The following is a 17,710-nucleotide window of genomic DNA, read 5'->3' as shown; positions in this document are numbered from 1 at the left end:
CCGTTGCCGGAAAAAAGCCAAACGCTCCCCGCCCGCCGCACTTTTTACGCGCGGCGGAGGGTTTAAAACCGGGGGGATCAGGCGTTAATGTCCATATCCTTCAGCAGATTGCGCTGCATAAAGGTCAGAAAACGGTTCTGGAAAAGCATGGTATGTTCATGAGCGGCTTTATCGGCCGCGTCGGCATCTCCGGCACGGATCACCGCGATCAGCTCATCGTGATCGCGGCCCAGCTTCTGCGGCGCATCCTGACTGGTCATAAAATCAAACTGCAGATGCTGGATGCGCTGGCCTTCGGAAAGTAGCTTATCGTAGTAGGTCGCCAGGTAGTTATTGCGACCAGCGGCGGCGATGGCAAGATGAAAAGCTTTGTTCTTCTCCGTCATCGCACTGAAGTCGCCCTGGTAAACCTTTTCCATATACTCGGCGTTTGCCGCTTCGATTTTAAGCAGATCGGCTTCGCTGCGGTGCTTCGCCGCCAGCCGCGTCACCGCCCGCTGGATCAGATCCAGTGCGGTGATGTAGTTCGGAAATTCCTCAATTTCAAACGGCGTCACGATGGCGGTACGGTTCGGCAGAATCGTCACCAGTCCTTCACTCACCAGACGCGCCATCGCATCGCGCACCGGGGAGCGAGACAAACCAAATGTGTTCGCCAGCGAAATCTCGTCCAGCTGTTCGCCGTGCTTCAACTGTAGCGTCAGGATCTGCCGACGCAGCTCTTCATAAATATAGCGCCCGCCGTGTCGGCGGCCGGTGCCTTCTTCTTTATCGTTTGGTTTCATGGCTCTTTCCCTGACTGAGAGTCAATTAATACAAAAACGGCCTCAGGATAATGCCGGTCCCCAGGTATCGCTGAGCATAAAGCCCGCCGCAAGCGGGTCGTCAGGATCAACGCCTAACTGCTGAATGCCGTACACCCAGGCCCGCCCGGTGACGCGCGGCAGTACCGCCAGTTTATCGCCGACCTGAGTACGCCCGCGCAGCTCTACGCGAAACTCACCGTTAATCGTTGAACGCGAGGTCAGGCGATCGCCCACTTCCACTTCACCGCGCGCATCCAGTACAGACAGGTTAGCAGAACTGCCCGTGCCGCAGGGCGAACGATCCACCCGCCCCGGCGGCAGCGTGGTGCAGGTACGCCAGATTTTGCTTTCCTCACGCTGGCGGAACATCACATAGGCCACGTCGTTAATTAACGGCAGCAGCGGATGGCGAACCTGGATCTGCTGGTTGATTGCCTGGCAAAACGCCACGCCGTGGGTTGCCAGCTCGCGGGCATTGTCCGGTGAAATCGTCAGGCCGATCTGCTCAACGTCAATCAGCGCATAATAGACGCCGCCAAAGGCAATATCGGCGGCGATCTTACCAAAACCAGGAATATCAAACTCCCGGTCCAGATGTTCAACAAAGGCAGGCACCATATCCAGCGACACGCTCACGCAGCGCCCGTCGGAACAGGCCGCTACCGCCGTCACCAGCCCGGCGGGGGTATCCAGCACCACGGTGGTTTCCGGTTCCTGCATGGCGATCATCCCGGTTTCCAGCAGTGCGGTAACCACGCAGATGCAGTTGCTGCCGGACATTGGATGCGCCTTATCGGCCTGCAAGACAATGAACCCCGCATGTGCGCCCGGCACCGTCGGCGGCAGCAGCAGGTTCACCGACATTTGCAGGCAGCCGCGCGGTTCCAGCATGACCAGGCGACGCAGACTGTCGTCCACCTCGTTGATGTAGTTCATTTTATCAAGCATGGTGGCACCGGGAATATCAATCACTCCCGAGGTGATCACCTTGCCGATCTCCCCTTCACAGTGCACATCAATCAGCTGTAATGTTTTTTTCCAGCGCATGGCGTTATCTCTTATTTAATGTACCAGCCCCACGGCTCGTCGCTGTCGTAACGGGTGATCTGCTTGGTTTCCAGATAGTTGTTCAGGCCCCACTCGCCCAGCTCGCGGCCGATGCCGCTCTGCTTATAGCCGCCCCACGGCGCTTCGGTGAAGGTGGGCTGCGAACAGTTAATCCACACAATCCCGGCGCGCAGTCTGCGGGCTACGCGTTCGGCACGCGCCAGATCCGACGACATCACCGCCGCGGCCAGGCCAAAGCGAGAACGGTTAGCGGAGGCCACGGCTTCGGCTTCGTCATCGAAGGCGCGCACGCAGACCACCGGGCCGAAAATTTCCTCGCGCCAGATGTCACTCTCTTCCGACACGTCGGTGAAAATCGTCGGCTGCAGGAAATAGCCTTTGTCGTGGCCGTTCGGTCTCTTCCCGCCGCTGAGCAGGGTCGCCCCCTGTTCTATTCCCCGGGCGATCGCCGTCTGCACTTTTTCATACTGCGCAGCATTGACCAGCGGTCCTAGCAGTACGCCGTCGGCCATTCCGTTGCCGATGCGGATGCGCTCCGCTTCCTCCACCAGACGAGCCAGCAGCGCATCATACAGGTTGCGCTGCACCAGCACCCGCGACGTGGCCGAGCAGACTTCCCCTTTATTCCAGAAGATGCCGAACAGTATCCACTCCACCGCTTTTTCAATATCGCTGTCATCAAAGATAATAAACGCCGACTTCCCCCCCAGCTCCAGGCTGACGTTTTTAATCTCTGCGGCGGCGGCCTGCATGATTTTTCGCCCGGTCGGGACGCTGCCGGTGAAGGCCAGCTTATCGACATCGGGATGTTCGGTTAACGGCGAGCCGGCATCAGCCCCGAAGCCGGTGATCACATTGAGCACGCCCGGCGGCAGCTCGGCCTCACGGGCGATATCCGCCAGCTGGAGTGCGGTCAGCGGCGTGACCTCGGAGGGCTTCAGTACTACCGTGCAGCCCGCGGCCAGCGCCGGGGCCACTTTCCACGCCGCCATCAGCATCGGGAAGTTCCAGGGGATAATCGCCCCACAGACGCCGACCGGCTCTTTGCGCGCCACGGAGCTGAAGCGCTCGTCAGAAAGCCCCACCGCCTTTTCCTGCTGCGCATCCAGCTGCTCGGCCAGATCGGCATAAAAATCAAAACAGTAGGCGGTATCGCCGATATCCCACAGTGCTTCAGGCAGCGGTTTGCCGTTGTCGCGCACTTCCAGTTCGGCCAGCGTCTGCTGCCGGTCGCGGATCAGGCTGGCGATGCGGCGCAGATACCCGGCGCGCGCTTTGCCGCTCAGTTCCGGCCAGCCGCCGTGGTCGAAAGCGTTGCGCGCGGCCTGTACCGCCCGATCCACATCTTCAGCAGTGGCAGCGGCAACCTGCGCAATGGCGGTTTCATTCGCCGGGTCAATCGTATCAAAGCTGCCGCCGCGCACCGGGGCAACCCACTGGCCGTTAATAAAAAGCTGGTTCGTAAAGGTCATGAACGGTCTCCTGACATAAAGCGATAGGCACTGAAAGGGGTAAGATCCTGAGCGGGTACGCGAAGGGCAGCCAGATCGGCAATCAGCCGTCCGGTTGTTGCGCCCAGCGTCAGCCCGAGCTGGCCGTGGCCAAAGGCCATCAACACGTTGGTCAGACGGCGCGAACGGTCAATGATCGGTTTGGTGTCCGGCAGGAAAGGTCGGTGGCCGACGCCGAATTCTTTATCGGCCACATTGAGCTGCGGCAGCAGCCTGCGGGCCTTCTGCAGGATAATCTCGGCGCGCTGGAAGTTCGGTTTCGCATCGGCACCGGCAAATTCAATGGTGCCGCCGATCTGCAAACCACGGGTCATCGGCGTGAAGCAGAAACCGCCGTCGGCATAAATCACCGAATGGTGAAACTCGACCTCGGGCTGCGGCAGCAGCGCCTGATAGCCGGAAATGCCGGTCAGCGGCACGCACACGCCCAGCTGGTCGAAGAAGCGCCGCGAGCCGGTGCCGGCAGCCACCACCACGTTATCGGCGGGCAGCTGGCGGCCATCGTTCAGCGTCACGCCGCAGGCCAGACCGTTCGCTTCGTTGATTGACTGCGCTTCGGTGTCTACACGCGCGCCGCCCTGGCGCACAAACGCGTCGGTCAGCGCGGCAATAAAGCCTTTGGTATCGCTGACGGCGCACCAGTCCGGGAACAGCACGCCGTGCGAGAATTTCCCCGCCAGCGCAGGTTCCAGATCGGCAATCGCCGCGGCATCCAGCGTCTCGGCCTTAAAGCCAAGCTGCTCGCGCAGGCGCAGGTGTTCAGCTTCCGCCGCCAGGCCGCGCGGTGAATCAAACACTTCAATGACCGGGCGCTGCCCCAGCAGCGTTTTGTCCGGGCACATCGCCAGCAGCGTGGCAAAATCTGGGTAAACCTGATGGGTGAGCGTAGCCATCGCATGGGCAATGGCGTCGATGCGGCTGTGGCGCGCGTTGGCAACAAAGCGCAGAAACCAGGGCAGCATGGCCGGTAGCGCCGCCGGGCGCAGCGCCAGCGGCCCGGTCTGATCCAGCAGCCAGCCAGGAATACGTTTTAAAATACCCGGTTTAGAAAGCGGGATCACTTCACTCACCGCCATCTGCCCGCAGCTCCATTTGGCGGTGCTGTCGCCGGGTGCAGCCGGGTCGATCAGCCAGACCTGATGTCCTTCTTTTTGCAGCCAGAGCGCACAACAGACGCCCACAATACCGCCACCAATCACCACCGACTTTTGTGTAATCTGCTGTTTTGACATAGTTGCCACTCGTTAACCGGCTGGCGCGCACGCTCTGGCCCGCCAGCCGAAACCTCAATTGTGATTAGCGCTGAGATGCTTCAAATACCTGGCGGAATGCCGCCTTCTCTTCCGGGGTTAACGGCTGTAGCGGCATTCTGGCATTACCCGCCTTAAACCCAGCCAGCTCGCAGCCGTATTTCACCTTCTGGATAAACTTGCCCTCTTCCATGCTGGCCATCACCGGGAACAGCGTACGCATAACATCCTGCGCACCGCGTAAATCGCCGCTGCTGAATTTACGATAGAAGTCGACGATCTGATCCGGGAAGCAGTTGGCCGGTCCGCAAATCCAGCTGCTGGCACCCCACATAAAGAAATCAAACGCTACATCGTCGGAGCCGCAGGAGAGCTGATACTGCTCTTTATAGCGGTGACCAATTTCGACCGCACGCAGCACGCTGCCGCTGCTTTCTTTAATTCCGACCACGCGTGGATGATCTTTAAACGCTTCCAGCACGCTGAAGCCGACCTCAACGTTGGTGCGCACCGGATAGTTATACAGAACCACATTGATGTCACTGAATTCATCAAGAATCGCCTGATAGTGGCCGACCAGCTCCTCCTGAGAAGGCAGCGCGTAGTACGGCGGGGCAATCAGCAGGTTGTGATAGCCCGCCTCAACGGTCTGCCGCACCTGTTCCAGCACTTCGCGGGTACAGGAACCGTTCGCTCCGGCGATCAGCGTGCCGCGATCCCCCACCACCGTTTTTACCGTTTTCAGCACCTGACGGCGTTCCTCGTTGGTCAGGGCATAATATTCGCCGGTGGAGCCGAGCGGCACAAAGCCGTTCACGCCCGCCTTCAGCTGATACTCCAGAATATCGGCCAGCTGCTGGTGATCGACCGCGCCTGCGGCATCAAAAGGGGTGACCAGGGCCGGTAAAATACCTTGTAGTTTCATCGTTACTTCTCCTGTGGACAGTTAAAGGGCGTAACGCCGTAACAAACGCGACTCGACCACGCCCACCAGGCGCGTTAAGGGGAATGCCACAACGAAATAGATCACCGCCACGGCCGAGAGGAACTCCACCGGGCGCGCGGTACTGTTGGAAATGCTTTGCCCCACGAACATCAGATCCGCCACGCCGACCGACGAGATCAGCGCGCTCTCTTTAAACAGTGCAACCACGTTCGACAACAGCGTGGGCACGGCGCGCAGCAGCGCCTGGGGGAAAATGACGTAAAGAATTTTGGCCGTTGGCGTCAGGCTCAGTGCCACGCAGGCATCATGCTGTTCCCCGGCGATGGATTTCAGCGAGCCGCGAAAGGTTTCGCTGGTGATCGCTGCCATATACAGCACCAGCGACAGGGTGACGCACAGCCACGGGGCGATATTGAGCTGGAATACCACCGGGAAGCAGAAAAACACCCAGAACAGCTGGATCAGCAGCGGCGTGCCGCGAAAGAACTCCACGTACAGCGTCACCAGCCAGCGCAGCGGCCGGAACGGCGACAGGCGCAGCAGGCTGACAATAAAGCCCGTCAGGCTGCCGATTACCGCGCAGCTCAGCGTAAAGGCCAGCGTCAGGCCCAGGCCCTGTAACAGCACCTGCCAGTAGGAAAAGACCTGGGTGAAATCGAGTGTCATCATCTGAGCCTCAGCGTTCTGTGGCCGCATCCTGGCGGCGTTCAACCCAGGCAACCAGCTGGGAAATCGGCAGCGATAGCGCGAAGTAAATCAGCGCAATCAACGAGTAGGTTTCCAGCGGGCGGTAGCTTTCGGTGGCGATATTTCGGCCGACGTACATCAGATCGGAGATGGCAACAATCGCCACCAGCGCGCTCTGCTGCAGGATCGAGATGCCGTTGGTCATCAGTACCGGCAGCGCATTGCGTATCGCCTGCGGCAGCACCACGTACACCGTCTGCTGGAAGCGATTCAGGCCCAGCGCAATCCCCGCATCGTGATGCTCGTGCGGCACTGCCTGTACCCCGGCACGATAAGCTTCGGCATTAAACGCCGCCAGATTCAGCCCCAGCGCCAGATAACCCATATAGATCGGGTCAATAAACAGGTTGAACATGATCGGCACGCAGTAATAAAACCAGACGATTTGCAGCAATACCGGCGTGCAGCGGAAAAACTCAATAAATAATTTCGTCGGCCAGCGTAATATCGCCCGCGGGCTCATCGCCATCAGGCATAAAATAAAACCCAAAACAAGGCCGAATATATTTGCCACCAGCGCCAGTTCGAGTGTGACTTTTAATCCGTCCCACAGCGCCCCCAGATTTCCCTGCAGGAAATGAAAGTCAAACTGATAGTTCATAATTAACCTCATTAATCCTGATGCAGGACTTTTTCCAGAAACTCACGAGTGCGTTTTTCTTTCGGACAGGTAAATAGCGAATCAGGGTGGCCCTGCTCAACAATTTTCCCGTTAGCGCAGAACACCACCCGGGAAGCGATATTCCGCGCAAAATGCATATCGTGGGTGACAATAATCATCGCCATTTTTTGATCGGCCAGCTGCATCATCACGCTCTGCACTTCGGTGACCATTTCCGGGTCGAGTGCCGAAGTCACTTCATCAAACAGCATCAGTTCCGGTTCCAGCATCAGCGCACGGGCAATGGCTACGCGCTGCTTCTGGCCGCCGGACAGCTGGCTGGGATAAGCGCCGATCTTGCTTTCCAGCCCAAAGCGGGCCAGCAGCGCCCGCGCTTTTTCCACCGCCACTTTTTTCTCCAGCCCGTGGACTTTCATCGGTGCCAGGATCAGATTGCTCAAAATGGACAGATGCGGGAACAGCGTGTAGTGCTGGAAAACCATGCCGATTTTTTTCTGAATATTCGCATCAACGATTTTTGCTTTTTTGGCCTTATCACCGACGATATAGTGCTGCTTATAGAAATTGATCGTCCCGCCCTGAATACCTTCCAGTCCCATTAACACACGCAGCAGAGAACTTTTACCACTTCCACTCGGCCCGATAATAACCAGACGATCGTCGCTTCTCATGGTGAGATCAAAATTATCCATCACCACTAATTCGCCATAGGCTTTATTCACTTTTTCCAGCTGAATAAATTCGCCTTTATTAAATTCATTGAGAAATACAGGTCGGTTATCTTGCAGGCGCGTGGGTGCGGCCGCCAAATTACTTGAGGCATTCATACTCATTCCTCCGCTGCGTGCGGAATGCACACGGTTAATTAAGTGTCAGAAATTCATCACGCCTTATTTTGCGGCGTTGGCTTCCATCGAGGCTTTATTGACCAGCTGGTCGATCTCGCCGGTGGCACGGCGCTGGGTCAGGTAGATATCGATCACGTCCCGGTCCGCTTCGGTGATGGAGCGCGGCAGCCCGAAGGAAACGCCCTGCTTCGCCAGCGCCGGAACCGGCAGGATCTCTTTCGCCCATTCCGGGTTAGCCAGCGCGAACAGGTGGTTGGTATCGCTGGCATCCACCAGCACGTCGGCGCGGCGGGCCATCAGCGCCAGGCGGGTTTCATCATTGCCGGGCAGGCGCATAATCGTGCCTTTCTTAATCGCGGCGGTGACCGCTTTATCCTGCGAGGTGCCGGACATCACCGCAAAGGTCACGCCGGGTTTGTCGAGATCCGCTAATTTGTTGGTCACCCCTTCCATTTTGGGGTTCTGCTTATTAATCAGGAAAGAGACCTGATAGTCCTGCGCCGGTGCCGAGAACGCGACCGCCAGCGCGCGCTCCGGGGTCTGATTTAAGCCCAGCGCCATATCCCACTTGTCGCTTTGCAGCCCGGCCACCAGCGTGTCCCAGTTGGCATCGACAAACTGCACCTTCACTTTTAAGACGTTTTCACCAAAATCGCGGCAAAGTTCAGCAAAATAGCCGCTGTACTGGCCGGTTTTAGCATCACGCATCACATAGGGTGCCGCCGTTGCCGCGCCGCAGCGCAGGACGCCCTTTTGCTGAATGCTCTGCCAGAAACCGACGGCCGCCGAAGCGGGGAGAGAGGACGCCAGCAGAACACTGCCCAGCGCCAGACAACAGGAAAACTTTTTGAGATGTGATAAACGAACACTGACCATAAAGACCTCGTCCAAACGTTGATGTTGCGAACAGGAACAGTTAGGTGGTGCTTATTTCTTCATTCATGTATGCAATTTTGTATGCATCACTGAATGAGAGAATAGAAGCACGAAATTAACAAAGTCAACTAATACGGTTTACTTATGATCAAAGTTTGACGCCGATCGCCACTCGCGTGTGATCGGCTTCATAAAAGCGGGGATGACGAGCGGGTTACAGATCGAGCGCCTGGAGGAATCGTTCAAGAATGGCATTAGGCCGGCGCCCTTTTCGGGTGACGATGGCAATTTTACTGCTGAAGTTCAGCCGCGATGGCGCAACGGCACGCATTAACTTTTTCTCCACCCACTGCGCGGCAAAGTGATCGGGCAGGTAGCCAATAAAGCGCCCGGTGAGGATCAGAAACGCAATGCCTTCGCGGTCGGAGGCGGTGGCAGTGCAGTTCAGCATCTGGTGCAGACCGATGGTTTCAGCCGTCATACGAAAGCTCGGCGCAATCGCATCATACTGCGCCAGAAGATCGTCCCCCGGATCGCTGTCCCCGCTGAAAAGCGGATGCGTACTGCTACAGTAAAGCTCTGATTTTTCATCATAAAGATGAGAATAATCCAGCCCGGAAACGGGAGATGTCAGCGGCAGAGCACCGATATGCAGACGGCCGTCCATCAGCCCGCGCTCTATCTCCGCGGCCGTGCTCATGCTGATATTCAGACGAATATCCGGCCCGATCTCCCGCAGGGAATCCAGCGCACGGGTGATTTTCATCTTCGGCTGGGTCACCAGGTTATTGATAATGCCGATGTTAAACTCACCGCGTAGCTGCTTGTGCATCTGGTTCACCTGCTGACGGAACCCTTCAATGGCCGCCATCATGCTGTCGCTGTGGCGCAGAATTTCGCGCCCCTCATCGGTCAGGGCAAACCCGGCGCGCCCGCGCTGGCACAAACGCATGCCGAGGCGCTTTTCCAGATCGCTCATATGCAGGCTGATCGCAGAGCGCGTAATACCCAGCAGACTTTCAGCGGCAGAAAAGCTGCCGCATTCGCAGACGGTTTTGAATATTCGCAGTAGCTTGAGGTCAAAGTCCGTAACCTGGGCGAGAGATTTGCTTTTCATATAGGTAAGTTATTCCATAACTAAAGATGCATTAATAGGCATTTAACTTAACTGATACTTAAATGCAAACTCTTCCTACACCCGTCAGGAGGAAAAATCATGTCTGAAGCCGTTAATACCGCATCACTTAACCTGCAGGCGCACTGGATGCCGTTCAGCGCCAACCGTAACTTCCATCGCGATCCGCGCTTTATCGTTTCGGCAGAGGGGCGCTGGCTGACGGATGATAAAGGCCGCCAGATTTTTGACAGCCTGTCCGGGCTGTGGACCTGCGGCGCTGGCCATACCCGCAGCGAGATCCAGAACGCGGTTAGCAAACAACTTGGCACCCTGGACTACTCGCCGGGCTTCCAGTATGGCCATCCGCTGTCGTTCCAACTGGCAGATAAAATCGCCCAGCGTATGCCCGGCGATCTGAATCACGTGTTCTTTACCGGTTCGGGTTCTGAATCCGCCGATACCGCCGTGAAAATGGCCCGGGCCTACTGGCGCGCCAAAGGCCAGCCGTCGAAAACCAAACTGATTGGCCGCGCGCGTGGCTATCACGGCGTGAATATTGCCGGCACCAGCCTGGGCGGCATTGGCGGCAACCGTAAAATGTTCGGCCAGTTTATGGATGTTGACCATATCCCGCATACGCTGCAAACCGACCTGCCCTTCACGGCGGGCATGGCGGAAACCGGCGGCGTGGAGCTGGCTAATGAGATGCTGAAGCTGATTGAGCTGCACGATGCATCCAATATCGCCGCGCTGATCGTTGAGCCGCTTTCCGGTTCCGCCGGGGCGATTATTCCGCCTCGCGGCTATCTGCAGCGCCTGCGTGAGATCTGTACCCAGCATAATATCCTGCTGATCTTTGATGAAGTGATCACCGGCTTTGGTCGCATGGGGCGCTGGAGCGGTGCCGAATACTTTGGCGTCACCCCGGATATGCTCAACTTCGCCAAGCAGGTGACCAACGGCGCGATCCCGCTGGGCGGCGTGGTGGCCAGCAGCGAGATCTATCACACCTTTATGTCGCAGCCGCTCCCCGAGCATGCGGTGGAGTTCGCGCACGGCTACACCTATTCCGCGCATCCGGTGGCCTGCGCCGCCGGGCTGGCCACGCTGGATCTGCTGGAAAACGAGCAGCTGATCGCCCGGTCGGCAGAGCTGGCCCCGCACTTTGAACGCACGCTGCATGCCCTGCGCACTGCGCCTAACGTGATCGATATCCGTAACTGCGGCCTGGTAGGGGCGATTCAGCTGGCACCGCGCGACGGCGACGCCGCCATCAGGCCGTTTGATGCCGGTATGGCGCTGTGGAAAGCCGGTTTTTACGTGCGTTTTGGTGGCGATACGCTGCAGTTTGGCCCGATGTTTAACACCGAGCCTGCAGAGCTGGATCGTCTTTTTGATGCCGTGGGCGAAGCCCTGCACCACATTAACTGAGGGAAATGTCATGACTGTAATCACCCATCTGATTAACGGTGAGCGTCGCCAGCCCGATGGCCGCACCACCCCGGTATTCAATCCGGCTACCGGCAACCCCATCCGCCAGGTTGAACTGGCCAGCGCCGCCACGGTCCAGGAAGCGATTGCCGCCGCCAAAGCCGCGCTTCCCGCGTGGCGCAATCTGCCTCCGGCGAAGCGCGCTCAGGTGCTGTTCCGCTTTAAGCAGCTGCTTGAGGAACACCAGGAAGCGATCGTCCAGCTGATTAGCGAGGAGCACGGTAAAACCCGGGAGGATGCGGCAGGCGAACTGAAGCGCGGTATCGAAAATGTGGAATATGCCAGCGCCGCCCCTGAACTACTGAAGGGAGAATACAGCCGAAATGCCGGGCCTGGGATCGACTCCTGGAGCGACTTTCACCCCGTCGGCGTAGTGGCGGGCATCACGCCGTTTAACTTCCCGGCGATGGTGCCGCTGTGGATGTATCCGCTGGCTATCGCCTGCGGCAATACCTTTGTGCTGAAACCTTCCGAGCGCGATCCCAGTTCCACGCTGCTGATCGCCTCGCTGTTTCAGCAGGCTGGCCTGCCTGCGGGCGTGCTTAACGTGGTCAACGGCGACAAAGAAGCAGTGGATGCGCTGATTGAAAGCCCGGATGTGAAGGCGATCAGCTTTGTCGGTTCCACGCCGATTGCCGAGTACATCTACAGCGAAGGGACGAAGCGCGGCAAGCGCGTGCAGGCGCTGGGCGGCGCAAAAAACCATGCGGTGGTGATGCCGGATGCGGATCTGGATAATACGGTCAGTGCGTTGATGGGCGCAGCTTACGGCTCCTGCGGCGAGCGCTGCATGGCGATTTCGGTGGCGGTCTGCGTGGGCGATGCGGTGGCCGACGCGCTGATTGCCCGCCTGACTCCGGAAATCACCGCGCTGAAAATCGGCGCAGGAACCGAATGCGGGCTGGATATGGGGCCGCTGGTCACCGCCGCACACAGGGACAAAGTCACCGGCTACATTAATGACGGCGTGGCATCCGGCGCGGAGCTGGTGGTGGATGGCCGCTCGCTGAGGGTACCAGGTCACGAAGAGGGCTACTTTATCGGCGGCTGCCTGTTTGACCGCGTCACGCCGGATATGCGCATCTATAAAGAAGAAATTTTTGGCCCGGTGCTGTGCGTGGTGCGGGTCGATTCAGTGGAACAGGCAATCGAACTGATCAACGCGCATGAGTACGGTAACGGCACCTGCATCTTTACCCGCGACGGTGAAGCCGCCCGACACTTCAGCACTGAGATTGAAGTCGGCATGGTTGGCGTCAACGTACCGCTGCCGGTTCCGGTGGCGTTCCACAGCTTCGGCGGCTGGAAGCGCTCGCTGTTTGGCGATCTGCACGCCTACGGCCCGGACGGCGTGCGCTTCTATACCCGCCGCAAAACTATCACCCAGCGATGGCCAAAACAGAAAGCGCAGGAAGCTTCCCAGTTTGCGTTCCCCAGCCATTAATTGACGGCCCGGCGGTTTCTGCATGACCAACTTTACAACCCTCAGGCGGCCGGACTTGCGGCCGCCTGCCTGATGATGCTCTCGAAGGAACTGTTGGCATCAAGGCCATTGTTGCGCGGTATGTAACACGCGAAGTATCTCAATCTTTTTCTGACTTTCCCTGAGGCGATAAATCAAAATAAAGTGAGAATGGATAACCAGTTCCCTCGTCCCTTCCACGCGTCCGATACGTGCTTTAAGTGGATGGGCGGCTAAACTTGCCGCCTTATTCCCGATCTGCTTATCCAGTTCTAGCGCGGCAAAGAGATTTTCTTCCGCGATATATTCGCGAATTCTCTGTCTGTCCTGACTGGCCAACCGCGTCCATGTGATTTCCATTGTTTGTCAGCCCAGTTTCTTTGTTGCCTGCTTACGCCATTCAGCTGCTGCTGCCTCAACTAATTCCGCGGAGAAAACGTCACCGCGATCGGCCTGTTCAATTCCCGCCTGAACCTGTTGACGAAACCATTCATCATGCTGCCGCTGCACCGTTTCTCGCATGAAATCTCGTATCAGCTGCGATCCATTACGGTCCATCGCTTTAGCGGCTTCAAGAAAGGCGGCCTTTAGTTCTGCATCAATTCTTAAATTCAGGGTTGCCTGTGTCATTATGCACCTCGTCGTTACACTGTATCTACATGGTAACACTTCATTCTCACGTCCCTTCATTTTTAATTAGCGTCAGCTTGTTATCAGGCAGCATCCTTCACTCAAAATACTACTCACCAATAACATTTATTTTTGTAAAATAAATCATTAAATATCATAATACTAATGACACTTTCATTGTCAAAACCATCTTACTGACTAAAAAATAATGTGACTCCTCTTCCAGAATCCACTTTGTCCCCTGGCAGTCTGTTACCGGTATCCCGCAGAATAGAATATATAATCCTAATTGAATATATATTCAGGAGTAAAAATGGAACCGGTTCACAAGCTGTCCGTACGGGAAAAAATCTGTTTTGGTCTGGGAGATTCGTCAGCAAATATTTTCCTCGGCATGACGATGATGTTTCTACCCTATTTTTACACCGATGTTTTAGGCATTTCGGCAGCGGCGATGGGCCTGCTGTTTGTTATCGCGCGCCTGGTGGATGCGTTTTACGATCCGTTTATCGGCAACGTGGCGGATCGGCTGCAAACCCGGCACGGGCACTACCGCCCGTGGCTGCTGTGGCTGGCCGTGCCCTATGGCCTCTCCTGCCTGCTGGTGTTCCTGGCACCCGATTTTTCCCCGACGGGGAAACTGGTGTATGCCTATGCCACCTACCTGTTCCTGATCCTGATGTACGCCTCCACCGTGGTGCCTTATGTCGCGCTGCTGTCGGCGCTGACCAGCGATCCACAGGAACGACTGGCTGCCAATGCCTGGCGCTTCCCGCTGGCGAAGATGTCTTTCCTGATCTGTTCGGTGACGGTGCCGATGTTCGTTGCCTGGTACGGCAAGGATAATGAAGCGCAGGCCTACATGGTGGCAATGAGCATGATTGCCGTGCTGGCTACCGCCATGATGTTGAGCTGTTTCTTCGGCACCAAAGAACGAGTGAAACCGGCATCGCTGGCGTCAAACGTTTCATTTAAGCAGCAGTTGCGCATCTCGCTGTCTGCCCGCCCGGTGGTGATTTTTTACATCTTCAAAATCACCAGCTCAATCGCCTTCGTGATTAAGGGCAGCGCAACGATTTACTTTGTGAAGTACTTCCTTGGCCGCAGCGACGGTTTCGTTTCCGGGCTGCTTTCGGCCACCGCTATCGCCGGTATTATTGCGCCGATGATCGCCCTGCAGCTGATTAAACGTAAGAAAGTCAGTGCACTGGGCACGCTGAAGCTGGCCCAGGCAGGAGGCTGCATCGCCGCACTGGCGCTGTTCTTTGTCAGCCCGGATAACATCTGGCTGGCGGTGGCCTTACTGGTAGTCTCTGTCCTGCTCGCTGAAATCGGTGCGATCACCGCCTGGGCGCTGCCGTCGGAATGCGCGGACTACTGTGAACGTAAAAGCGGCCTGAAGATGTCCGGCTTTATCGCCGCAGGCACCCTGTTCACGATGAAAATCGGCCTGGCCATCGCCGGTGGCCTGGTGGGCTTTATTTTAAGCATGAGCGGCTATCACGCCGGCGTTGCCATCACTCCGGAGATTTTGAAAGGCATTATCTTCCTGATCGCCGGCGTACCCGCCATTTTCCACGGCATCAGCGTGGTGCTGTTGATGTTCTTTAATCTGGATGACAGTCAGGCGGCGCAGGCCCCTGTATCACAGCCACACCAGCCCGGCATTCACTAAGCAGAGGAACCCTGAGATGTTAGTTTCCCCTTCCACACTTAATATCGCGAAATGGTCACGTGCCGAATTCGTGTTTAAAGCAGAAAACGATCCGGCGCATTTCACCCGGTCATGGGTAACAGCCACCTTCAGCAACGGCGATGACCAGAAGGTAGTGCGCGGGTTTTACGATGATGGCGGCCGTTTCCTGCTGCGCTTTATGCCACAGAGCGAAGGCATCTGGACGTTTCGAACCGAGAGTAATATCGCCAGCCTCAGCGGCATTACCGGCAGCGTAAACTGCACGCCAGCCGGGGCTGAGGCCACTGGCCCGATTGAGACGGATGAGACTTTCCACTTCCGTACCGCCAGCGGCAAAGCCTGGTATCCGTTCGGCACCACCGCCTACGTCTGGAACTATCAGTCGGACGCGGTGCAGGAGCAAACGCTGGCCTCGCTGGCGGCTTCACCGTTCAATAAAATCAGAATGTGCGTGTTCCCCAAACACTACACCTATAACTTTAAAGAACCGCAGCGGTTCCCGTTCCCGGGCAATATCACCGACGGGTTTGATTTTTCACGCTTCGACTGTGCCTTCTTCCACCAGTTGGAGAACCAGATCGACGCGCTGAAGGATCGCGGGATTGAAGCCGACCTGATTATCTTCCATCCCTACGACCGCTGGGGCTTTGCGGAGATGGATGCTGAAACGGATCGCCGCTACGTGGACTATCTGGTGGCGCGTCTTTCCAGCTTCAGCAACGTCTGGTGGTCGCTGGCCAACGAGTTCGATTTACTGCGTAAAAAGCCCCTGTCGTTCTGGGACGGCGTGTTTAAGCAGATTACAGCGGACGATCCCTACGGTCATCTTATCTCCATCCATAACTGGCATAACCCGCCGATTCATTACACCAGTAACGACCACTGGTACGATCAGACTGACCCGCTGATTACCCACGCCAGCATCCAGCACCACGATCTGTGGTTTGTTCCCGGCTGGCGCGAGCAGTTCAGCAAGCCGATCGTCATTGATGAATGCCGCTATGAAGGGGACGTTGACTGCGGCTGGGGCAATATCAGCGGCCGCAAGATGCTGAACCTGACCTGGGAAGGGGTCTGTGCCGGTGGCTACGTCACCCACGGCGAAAGCTATCTGAGCGATGATGAAATTATCTGGTGGTCGCACGGCGGAAAGCTCAAGGGAGAAAGCCCCGAACGTATTGCGTTCCTGCGCAACATCCTGGAAGAAGGCGAAGCAAAACGCCTGTCGCCGTGGAAGGGCCGCAGCCACTCGCAGTGGGATGTCACCATCGGTCACATGGGCGACGACTACTGGCTGCTGTGGTTCGGCGACAGCCAGCCGGGCTTTAAGCTACTGACCATGCTGCCGGAAGGGAAAGAGTTTATGGTCGAGATTATCGACGCCTGGGCCATGACCGTGGAGCGCGTAACTGGGACATGGCGCAGCGGCGACAGGCTGCCGCTGCCAGGCCGCCCCGGTATCGCCCTGCGCATCACCGCCGTTTAATCTTCCATCAACGCGCGCGCCGTGGGGTAGTCGGTAATCAGCACGTTAAGATACCCGCCGCTCAGCGCCGCTTTAATCGCCGTCACCTTCTCCTGTCCACCCGCCAGCGCAATGGCGTGCGGACAGGCTTTCAGCTGTGCCAGCGTCATGCCAATCGCCGGATCGTCATCTTCGTTCAGCACCGGCTGGCCCGCCGCGTTGAAATAATGCAGGCAGATATCACCGACCGCGCCTTTTTCCGTCAGCGACAGCAGCATGGTTTTATCATAGTAATTTCCCGAATGGCGCAGCAGCTGCGACGGTTCCATATCGCCGATACCGACCACGGCGGTGGTGACTTCATTAAACTTATGCAGCACCTCGCTCACGTCCTTACTGGCCGCCAGCAGATCGCGGCTGGTCACCGAACCTTCAATCGACTGTGCCGGAAGCAGCCACGCGCGGCAGCTGAGCCGGTTTGCCAGGTCCTGGGTCAGAATGGTGGCCTGCACGTTGCCGTTCACGCCTACCCCGCCGAGCAGCTGGATCACGCCATCAACTTTGACCGTCTGCGGATGCATTTCACTGACCATCGCTCTGATGGTACTGCTCCAGGACGAAATCCCGACCAGCTCGCCGTTGCGCAGCCGCGTTTCCAGATAGTGCGCGGCGGCGGCACCGATGGCCTTGCGCACCTGCGCCGCATCGTCATCCTCGGCGACATCAACGACGATCGCCTGCTGAATGCCGTAGCGCTGCTCAATACCGCGCTCAAGCTGCGGAAAGACGTTATCAGGCTGGACCACACTGATTTTAACAATCCCCTCGCGAACGCTGCGATTCAGCATGCGGGAGACAAAAGACTGCGAAAGATTCAGCGCGGCGGCAATCTCAGCCTGTTTGGAACCTTCGTTGTAATAAAGGTTGGCGATTTTTACCATCAATCTGATTTCGTTTTGCCTGATCATAAAGCCTCGTATTTAAACAATCCCTACTGCGCAGAGCGTAAGCTAAAGTCAGCACCGTGACACCGGATAATTTCTGCGGTTAAATTGTGATCGCGATCTCAATTGTTCGCTGAACCGATAGTTCGACTGCGTAACTGAGGTCATAATAATAAATATTAAATCAATAGTGAATATATATTCAAGCCAGTAAAGCAAAAACCTGCGCAC

At 57.1% G+C, this 17,710-nt stretch carries 17 protein-coding genes; 4 read left to right on the top strand and 13 right to left on the bottom strand.

What is annotated here, in order from left to right; translation table 11 throughout:
• Window positions 1-77 precede the first annotated feature (77 nt).
• The 10 genes from IBT46_RS21235 to IBT46_RS21190 form a co-directional block, all read right to left on the bottom strand.
• On the bottom strand, window positions 78-785 hold the full coding sequence (locus IBT46_RS21235; RefSeq protein WP_200547309.1) for a GntR family transcriptional regulator: 708 nt from the start codon (window positions 783-785) through the stop codon (window positions 78-80).
• A 42-nt stretch (window positions 786-827) separates the two neighbouring features.
• Window positions 828-1,853 carry a proline racemase family protein gene (locus IBT46_RS21230; RefSeq protein ID WP_200547308.1) on the bottom strand — a complete coding sequence of 342 codons (1,026 nt, stop codon included), beginning with the start codon at window positions 1,851-1,853 and terminating at the stop codon, window positions 828-830.
• 11 nt (window positions 1,854-1,864) lie between these two features.
• Window positions 1,865-3,346: an aldehyde dehydrogenase family protein gene (locus tag IBT46_RS21225; RefSeq protein ID WP_200547307.1), complete on the bottom strand. Its 1,482-nt coding sequence runs from the start codon at window positions 3,344-3,346 to the stop codon at window positions 1,865-1,867.
• Window positions 3,343-4,617 (bottom strand): FAD-binding oxidoreductase, encoded by a 1,275-nt coding sequence (locus tag IBT46_RS21220; RefSeq protein WP_200547306.1) that lies wholly within the window; start codon window positions 4,615-4,617, stop codon window positions 3,343-3,345. The genes IBT46_RS21225 and IBT46_RS21220 overlap by 4 nt, the downstream gene beginning before the upstream one ends.
• A 64-nt stretch (window positions 4,618-4,681) precedes the next feature.
• The gene (locus IBT46_RS21215) at window positions 4,682-5,560 is read right to left on the bottom strand and encodes a dihydrodipicolinate synthase family protein (protein ID WP_200547305.1); all 879 of its coding nucleotides are present in this window, start codon (window positions 5,558-5,560) and stop codon (window positions 4,682-4,684) included.
• Between the two features lie 21 nt (window positions 5,561-5,581).
• Window positions 5,582-6,250 (bottom strand): amino acid ABC transporter permease, encoded by a 669-nt coding sequence (locus tag IBT46_RS21210; protein ID WP_234480227.1) that lies wholly within the window; start codon window positions 6,248-6,250, stop codon window positions 5,582-5,584.
• Between the two features lie 7 nt (window positions 6,251-6,257).
• The gene (locus IBT46_RS21205; protein WP_200547304.1) at window positions 6,258-6,929 is read right to left on the bottom strand and encodes an amino acid ABC transporter permease; all 672 of its coding nucleotides are present in this window, start codon (window positions 6,927-6,929) and stop codon (window positions 6,258-6,260) included.
• A gap of 11 nt (window positions 6,930-6,940) precedes the next feature.
• Window positions 6,941-7,777 carry an amino acid ABC transporter ATP-binding protein gene (locus IBT46_RS21200; protein WP_200547303.1) on the bottom strand — a complete coding sequence of 279 codons (837 nt, stop codon included), beginning with the start codon at window positions 7,775-7,777 and terminating at the stop codon, window positions 6,941-6,943.
• Window positions 7,778-7,840: 63 nt separating this feature from the next.
• Window positions 7,841-8,674, bottom strand: coding sequence for an ABC transporter substrate-binding protein (locus tag IBT46_RS21195; RefSeq protein ID WP_200547302.1), 834 nt, complete (start codon window positions 8,672-8,674; stop codon window positions 7,841-7,843).
• Between the two features lie 214 nt (window positions 8,675-8,888).
• On the bottom strand, window positions 8,889-9,791 hold the full coding sequence (locus tag IBT46_RS21190; RefSeq protein ID WP_200547301.1) for a LysR family transcriptional regulator: 903 nt from the start codon (window positions 9,789-9,791) through the stop codon (window positions 8,889-8,891).
• A gap of 99 nt (window positions 9,792-9,890) precedes the next feature.
• Here IBT46_RS21190 and IBT46_RS21185 point away from each other — a divergent pair, with 99 nt between their 5' ends.
• Both IBT46_RS21185 and IBT46_RS21180 read left to right on the top strand, forming a co-directional pair.
• On the top strand, window positions 9,891-11,222 hold the full coding sequence (locus IBT46_RS21185) for an aspartate aminotransferase family protein (RefSeq protein ID WP_200547300.1): 1,332 nt from the start codon (window positions 9,891-9,893) through the stop codon (window positions 11,220-11,222).
• Between the two features lie 10 nt (window positions 11,223-11,232).
• Window positions 11,233-12,726, top strand: a complete 1,494-nt coding sequence (locus IBT46_RS21180; protein WP_200547299.1) for a CoA-acylating methylmalonate-semialdehyde dehydrogenase — start codon at window positions 11,233-11,235, stop codon at window positions 12,724-12,726.
• A 99-nt stretch (window positions 12,727-12,825) separates the two neighbouring features.
• On the opposite strand, the gene IBT46_RS21175 is transcribed toward IBT46_RS21180, so the two are convergent.
• Both IBT46_RS21175 and IBT46_RS21170 read right to left on the bottom strand, forming a co-directional pair.
• Window positions 12,826-13,104 carry a type II toxin-antitoxin system RelE/ParE family toxin gene (locus IBT46_RS21175; RefSeq protein ID WP_200547298.1) on the bottom strand — a complete coding sequence of 93 codons (279 nt, stop codon included), beginning with the start codon at window positions 13,102-13,104 and terminating at the stop codon, window positions 12,826-12,828.
• 6 nt (window positions 13,105-13,110) lie between these two features.
• Complete coding sequence (locus IBT46_RS21170; RefSeq protein ID WP_200547297.1) at window positions 13,111-13,374, bottom strand: CopG family ribbon-helix-helix protein; 264 nt, start codon at window positions 13,372-13,374, stop codon at window positions 13,111-13,113.
• A gap of 313 nt (window positions 13,375-13,687) precedes the next feature.
• Between IBT46_RS21170 and IBT46_RS21165 the strand changes: the two genes are divergently transcribed.
• Both IBT46_RS21165 and IBT46_RS21160 read left to right on the top strand, forming a co-directional pair.
• Window positions 13,688-15,049, top strand: a complete 1,362-nt coding sequence (locus IBT46_RS21165; RefSeq protein WP_200547296.1) for a glycoside-pentoside-hexuronide (GPH):cation symporter — start codon at window positions 13,688-13,690, stop codon at window positions 15,047-15,049.
• Window positions 15,050-15,065: 16 nt separating this feature from the next.
• Window positions 15,066-16,556, top strand: a complete 1,491-nt coding sequence (locus tag IBT46_RS21160; RefSeq protein ID WP_200547295.1) for a DUF5605 domain-containing protein — start codon at window positions 15,066-15,068, stop codon at window positions 16,554-16,556.
• Here IBT46_RS21160 and IBT46_RS21155 read toward each other — a convergent pair.
• Window positions 16,553-17,503: a sugar-binding transcriptional regulator gene (locus IBT46_RS21155; protein ID WP_200547294.1), complete on the bottom strand. Its 951-nt coding sequence runs from the start codon at window positions 17,501-17,503 to the stop codon at window positions 16,553-16,555. The genes IBT46_RS21160 and IBT46_RS21155 overlap by 4 nt on opposite strands.
• Window positions 17,504-17,710 lie beyond the last annotated feature (207 nt).

The organism is Erwinia sp. S38, assembly GCF_016624545.1.
Taxonomy (GTDB): domain Bacteria; phylum Pseudomonadota; class Gammaproteobacteria; order Enterobacterales; family Enterobacteriaceae; genus Erwinia; species Erwinia coffeiphila.
This window is presented reverse-complemented; position numbering and strand designations above follow the sequence as displayed.

Excerpts from the sequence above, each read along its gene's own strand:
- IBT46_RS21235 (WP_200547309.1), bottom strand. The coding sequence starts at position 785 with ATGAAACCAAACGATAAAGAAGAAGGCACCGGCCGCCGACACGGCGGG.
- IBT46_RS21230 (WP_200547308.1), bottom strand. The coding sequence starts at position 1,853 with ATGCGCTGGAAAAAAACATTACAGCTGATTGATGTGCACTGTGAAGGG.
- IBT46_RS21225 (WP_200547307.1), bottom strand. The coding sequence starts at position 3,346 with ATGACCTTTACGAACCAGCTTTTTATTAACGGCCAGTGGGTTGCCCCG.
- IBT46_RS21220 (WP_200547306.1), bottom strand. The coding sequence starts at position 4,617 with ATGTCAAAACAGCAGATTACACAAAAGTCGGTGGTGATTGGTGGCGGT.
- IBT46_RS21215 (WP_200547305.1), bottom strand. The coding sequence starts at position 5,560 with ATGAAACTACAAGGTATTTTACCGGCCCTGGTCACCCCTTTTGATGCC.
- IBT46_RS21210 (WP_234480227.1), bottom strand. The coding sequence starts at position 6,250 with ATGATGACACTCGATTTCACCCAGGTCTTTTCCTACTGGCAGGTGCTG.
- IBT46_RS21205 (WP_200547304.1), bottom strand. The coding sequence starts at position 6,929 with ATGAACTATCAGTTTGACTTTCATTTCCTGCAGGGAAATCTGGGGGCG.
- IBT46_RS21200 (WP_200547303.1), bottom strand. The coding sequence starts at position 7,777 with ATGAATGCCTCAAGTAATTTGGCGGCCGCACCCACGCGCCTGCAAGAT.
- IBT46_RS21195 (WP_200547302.1), bottom strand. The coding sequence starts at position 8,674 with ATGGTCAGTGTTCGTTTATCACATCTCAAAAAGTTTTCCTGTTGTCTG.
- IBT46_RS21190 (WP_200547301.1), bottom strand. The coding sequence starts at position 9,791 with ATGAAAAGCAAATCTCTCGCCCAGGTTACGGACTTTGACCTCAAGCTA.
- IBT46_RS21185 (WP_200547300.1), top strand. The coding sequence starts at position 9,891 with ATGTCTGAAGCCGTTAATACCGCATCACTTAACCTGCAGGCGCACTGG.
- IBT46_RS21180 (WP_200547299.1), top strand. The coding sequence starts at position 11,233 with ATGACTGTAATCACCCATCTGATTAACGGTGAGCGTCGCCAGCCCGAT.
- IBT46_RS21175 (WP_200547298.1), bottom strand. The coding sequence starts at position 13,104 with ATGGAAATCACATGGACGCGGTTGGCCAGTCAGGACAGACAGAGAATT.
- IBT46_RS21170 (WP_200547297.1), bottom strand. The coding sequence starts at position 13,374 with ATGACACAGGCAACCCTGAATTTAAGAATTGATGCAGAACTAAAGGCC.
- IBT46_RS21165 (WP_200547296.1), top strand. The coding sequence starts at position 13,688 with ATGGAACCGGTTCACAAGCTGTCCGTACGGGAAAAAATCTGTTTTGGT.
- IBT46_RS21160 (WP_200547295.1), top strand. The coding sequence starts at position 15,066 with ATGTTAGTTTCCCCTTCCACACTTAATATCGCGAAATGGTCACGTGCC.
- IBT46_RS21155 (WP_200547294.1), bottom strand. The coding sequence starts at position 17,503 with ATGATCAGGCAAAACGAAATCAGATTGATGGTAAAAATCGCCAACCTT.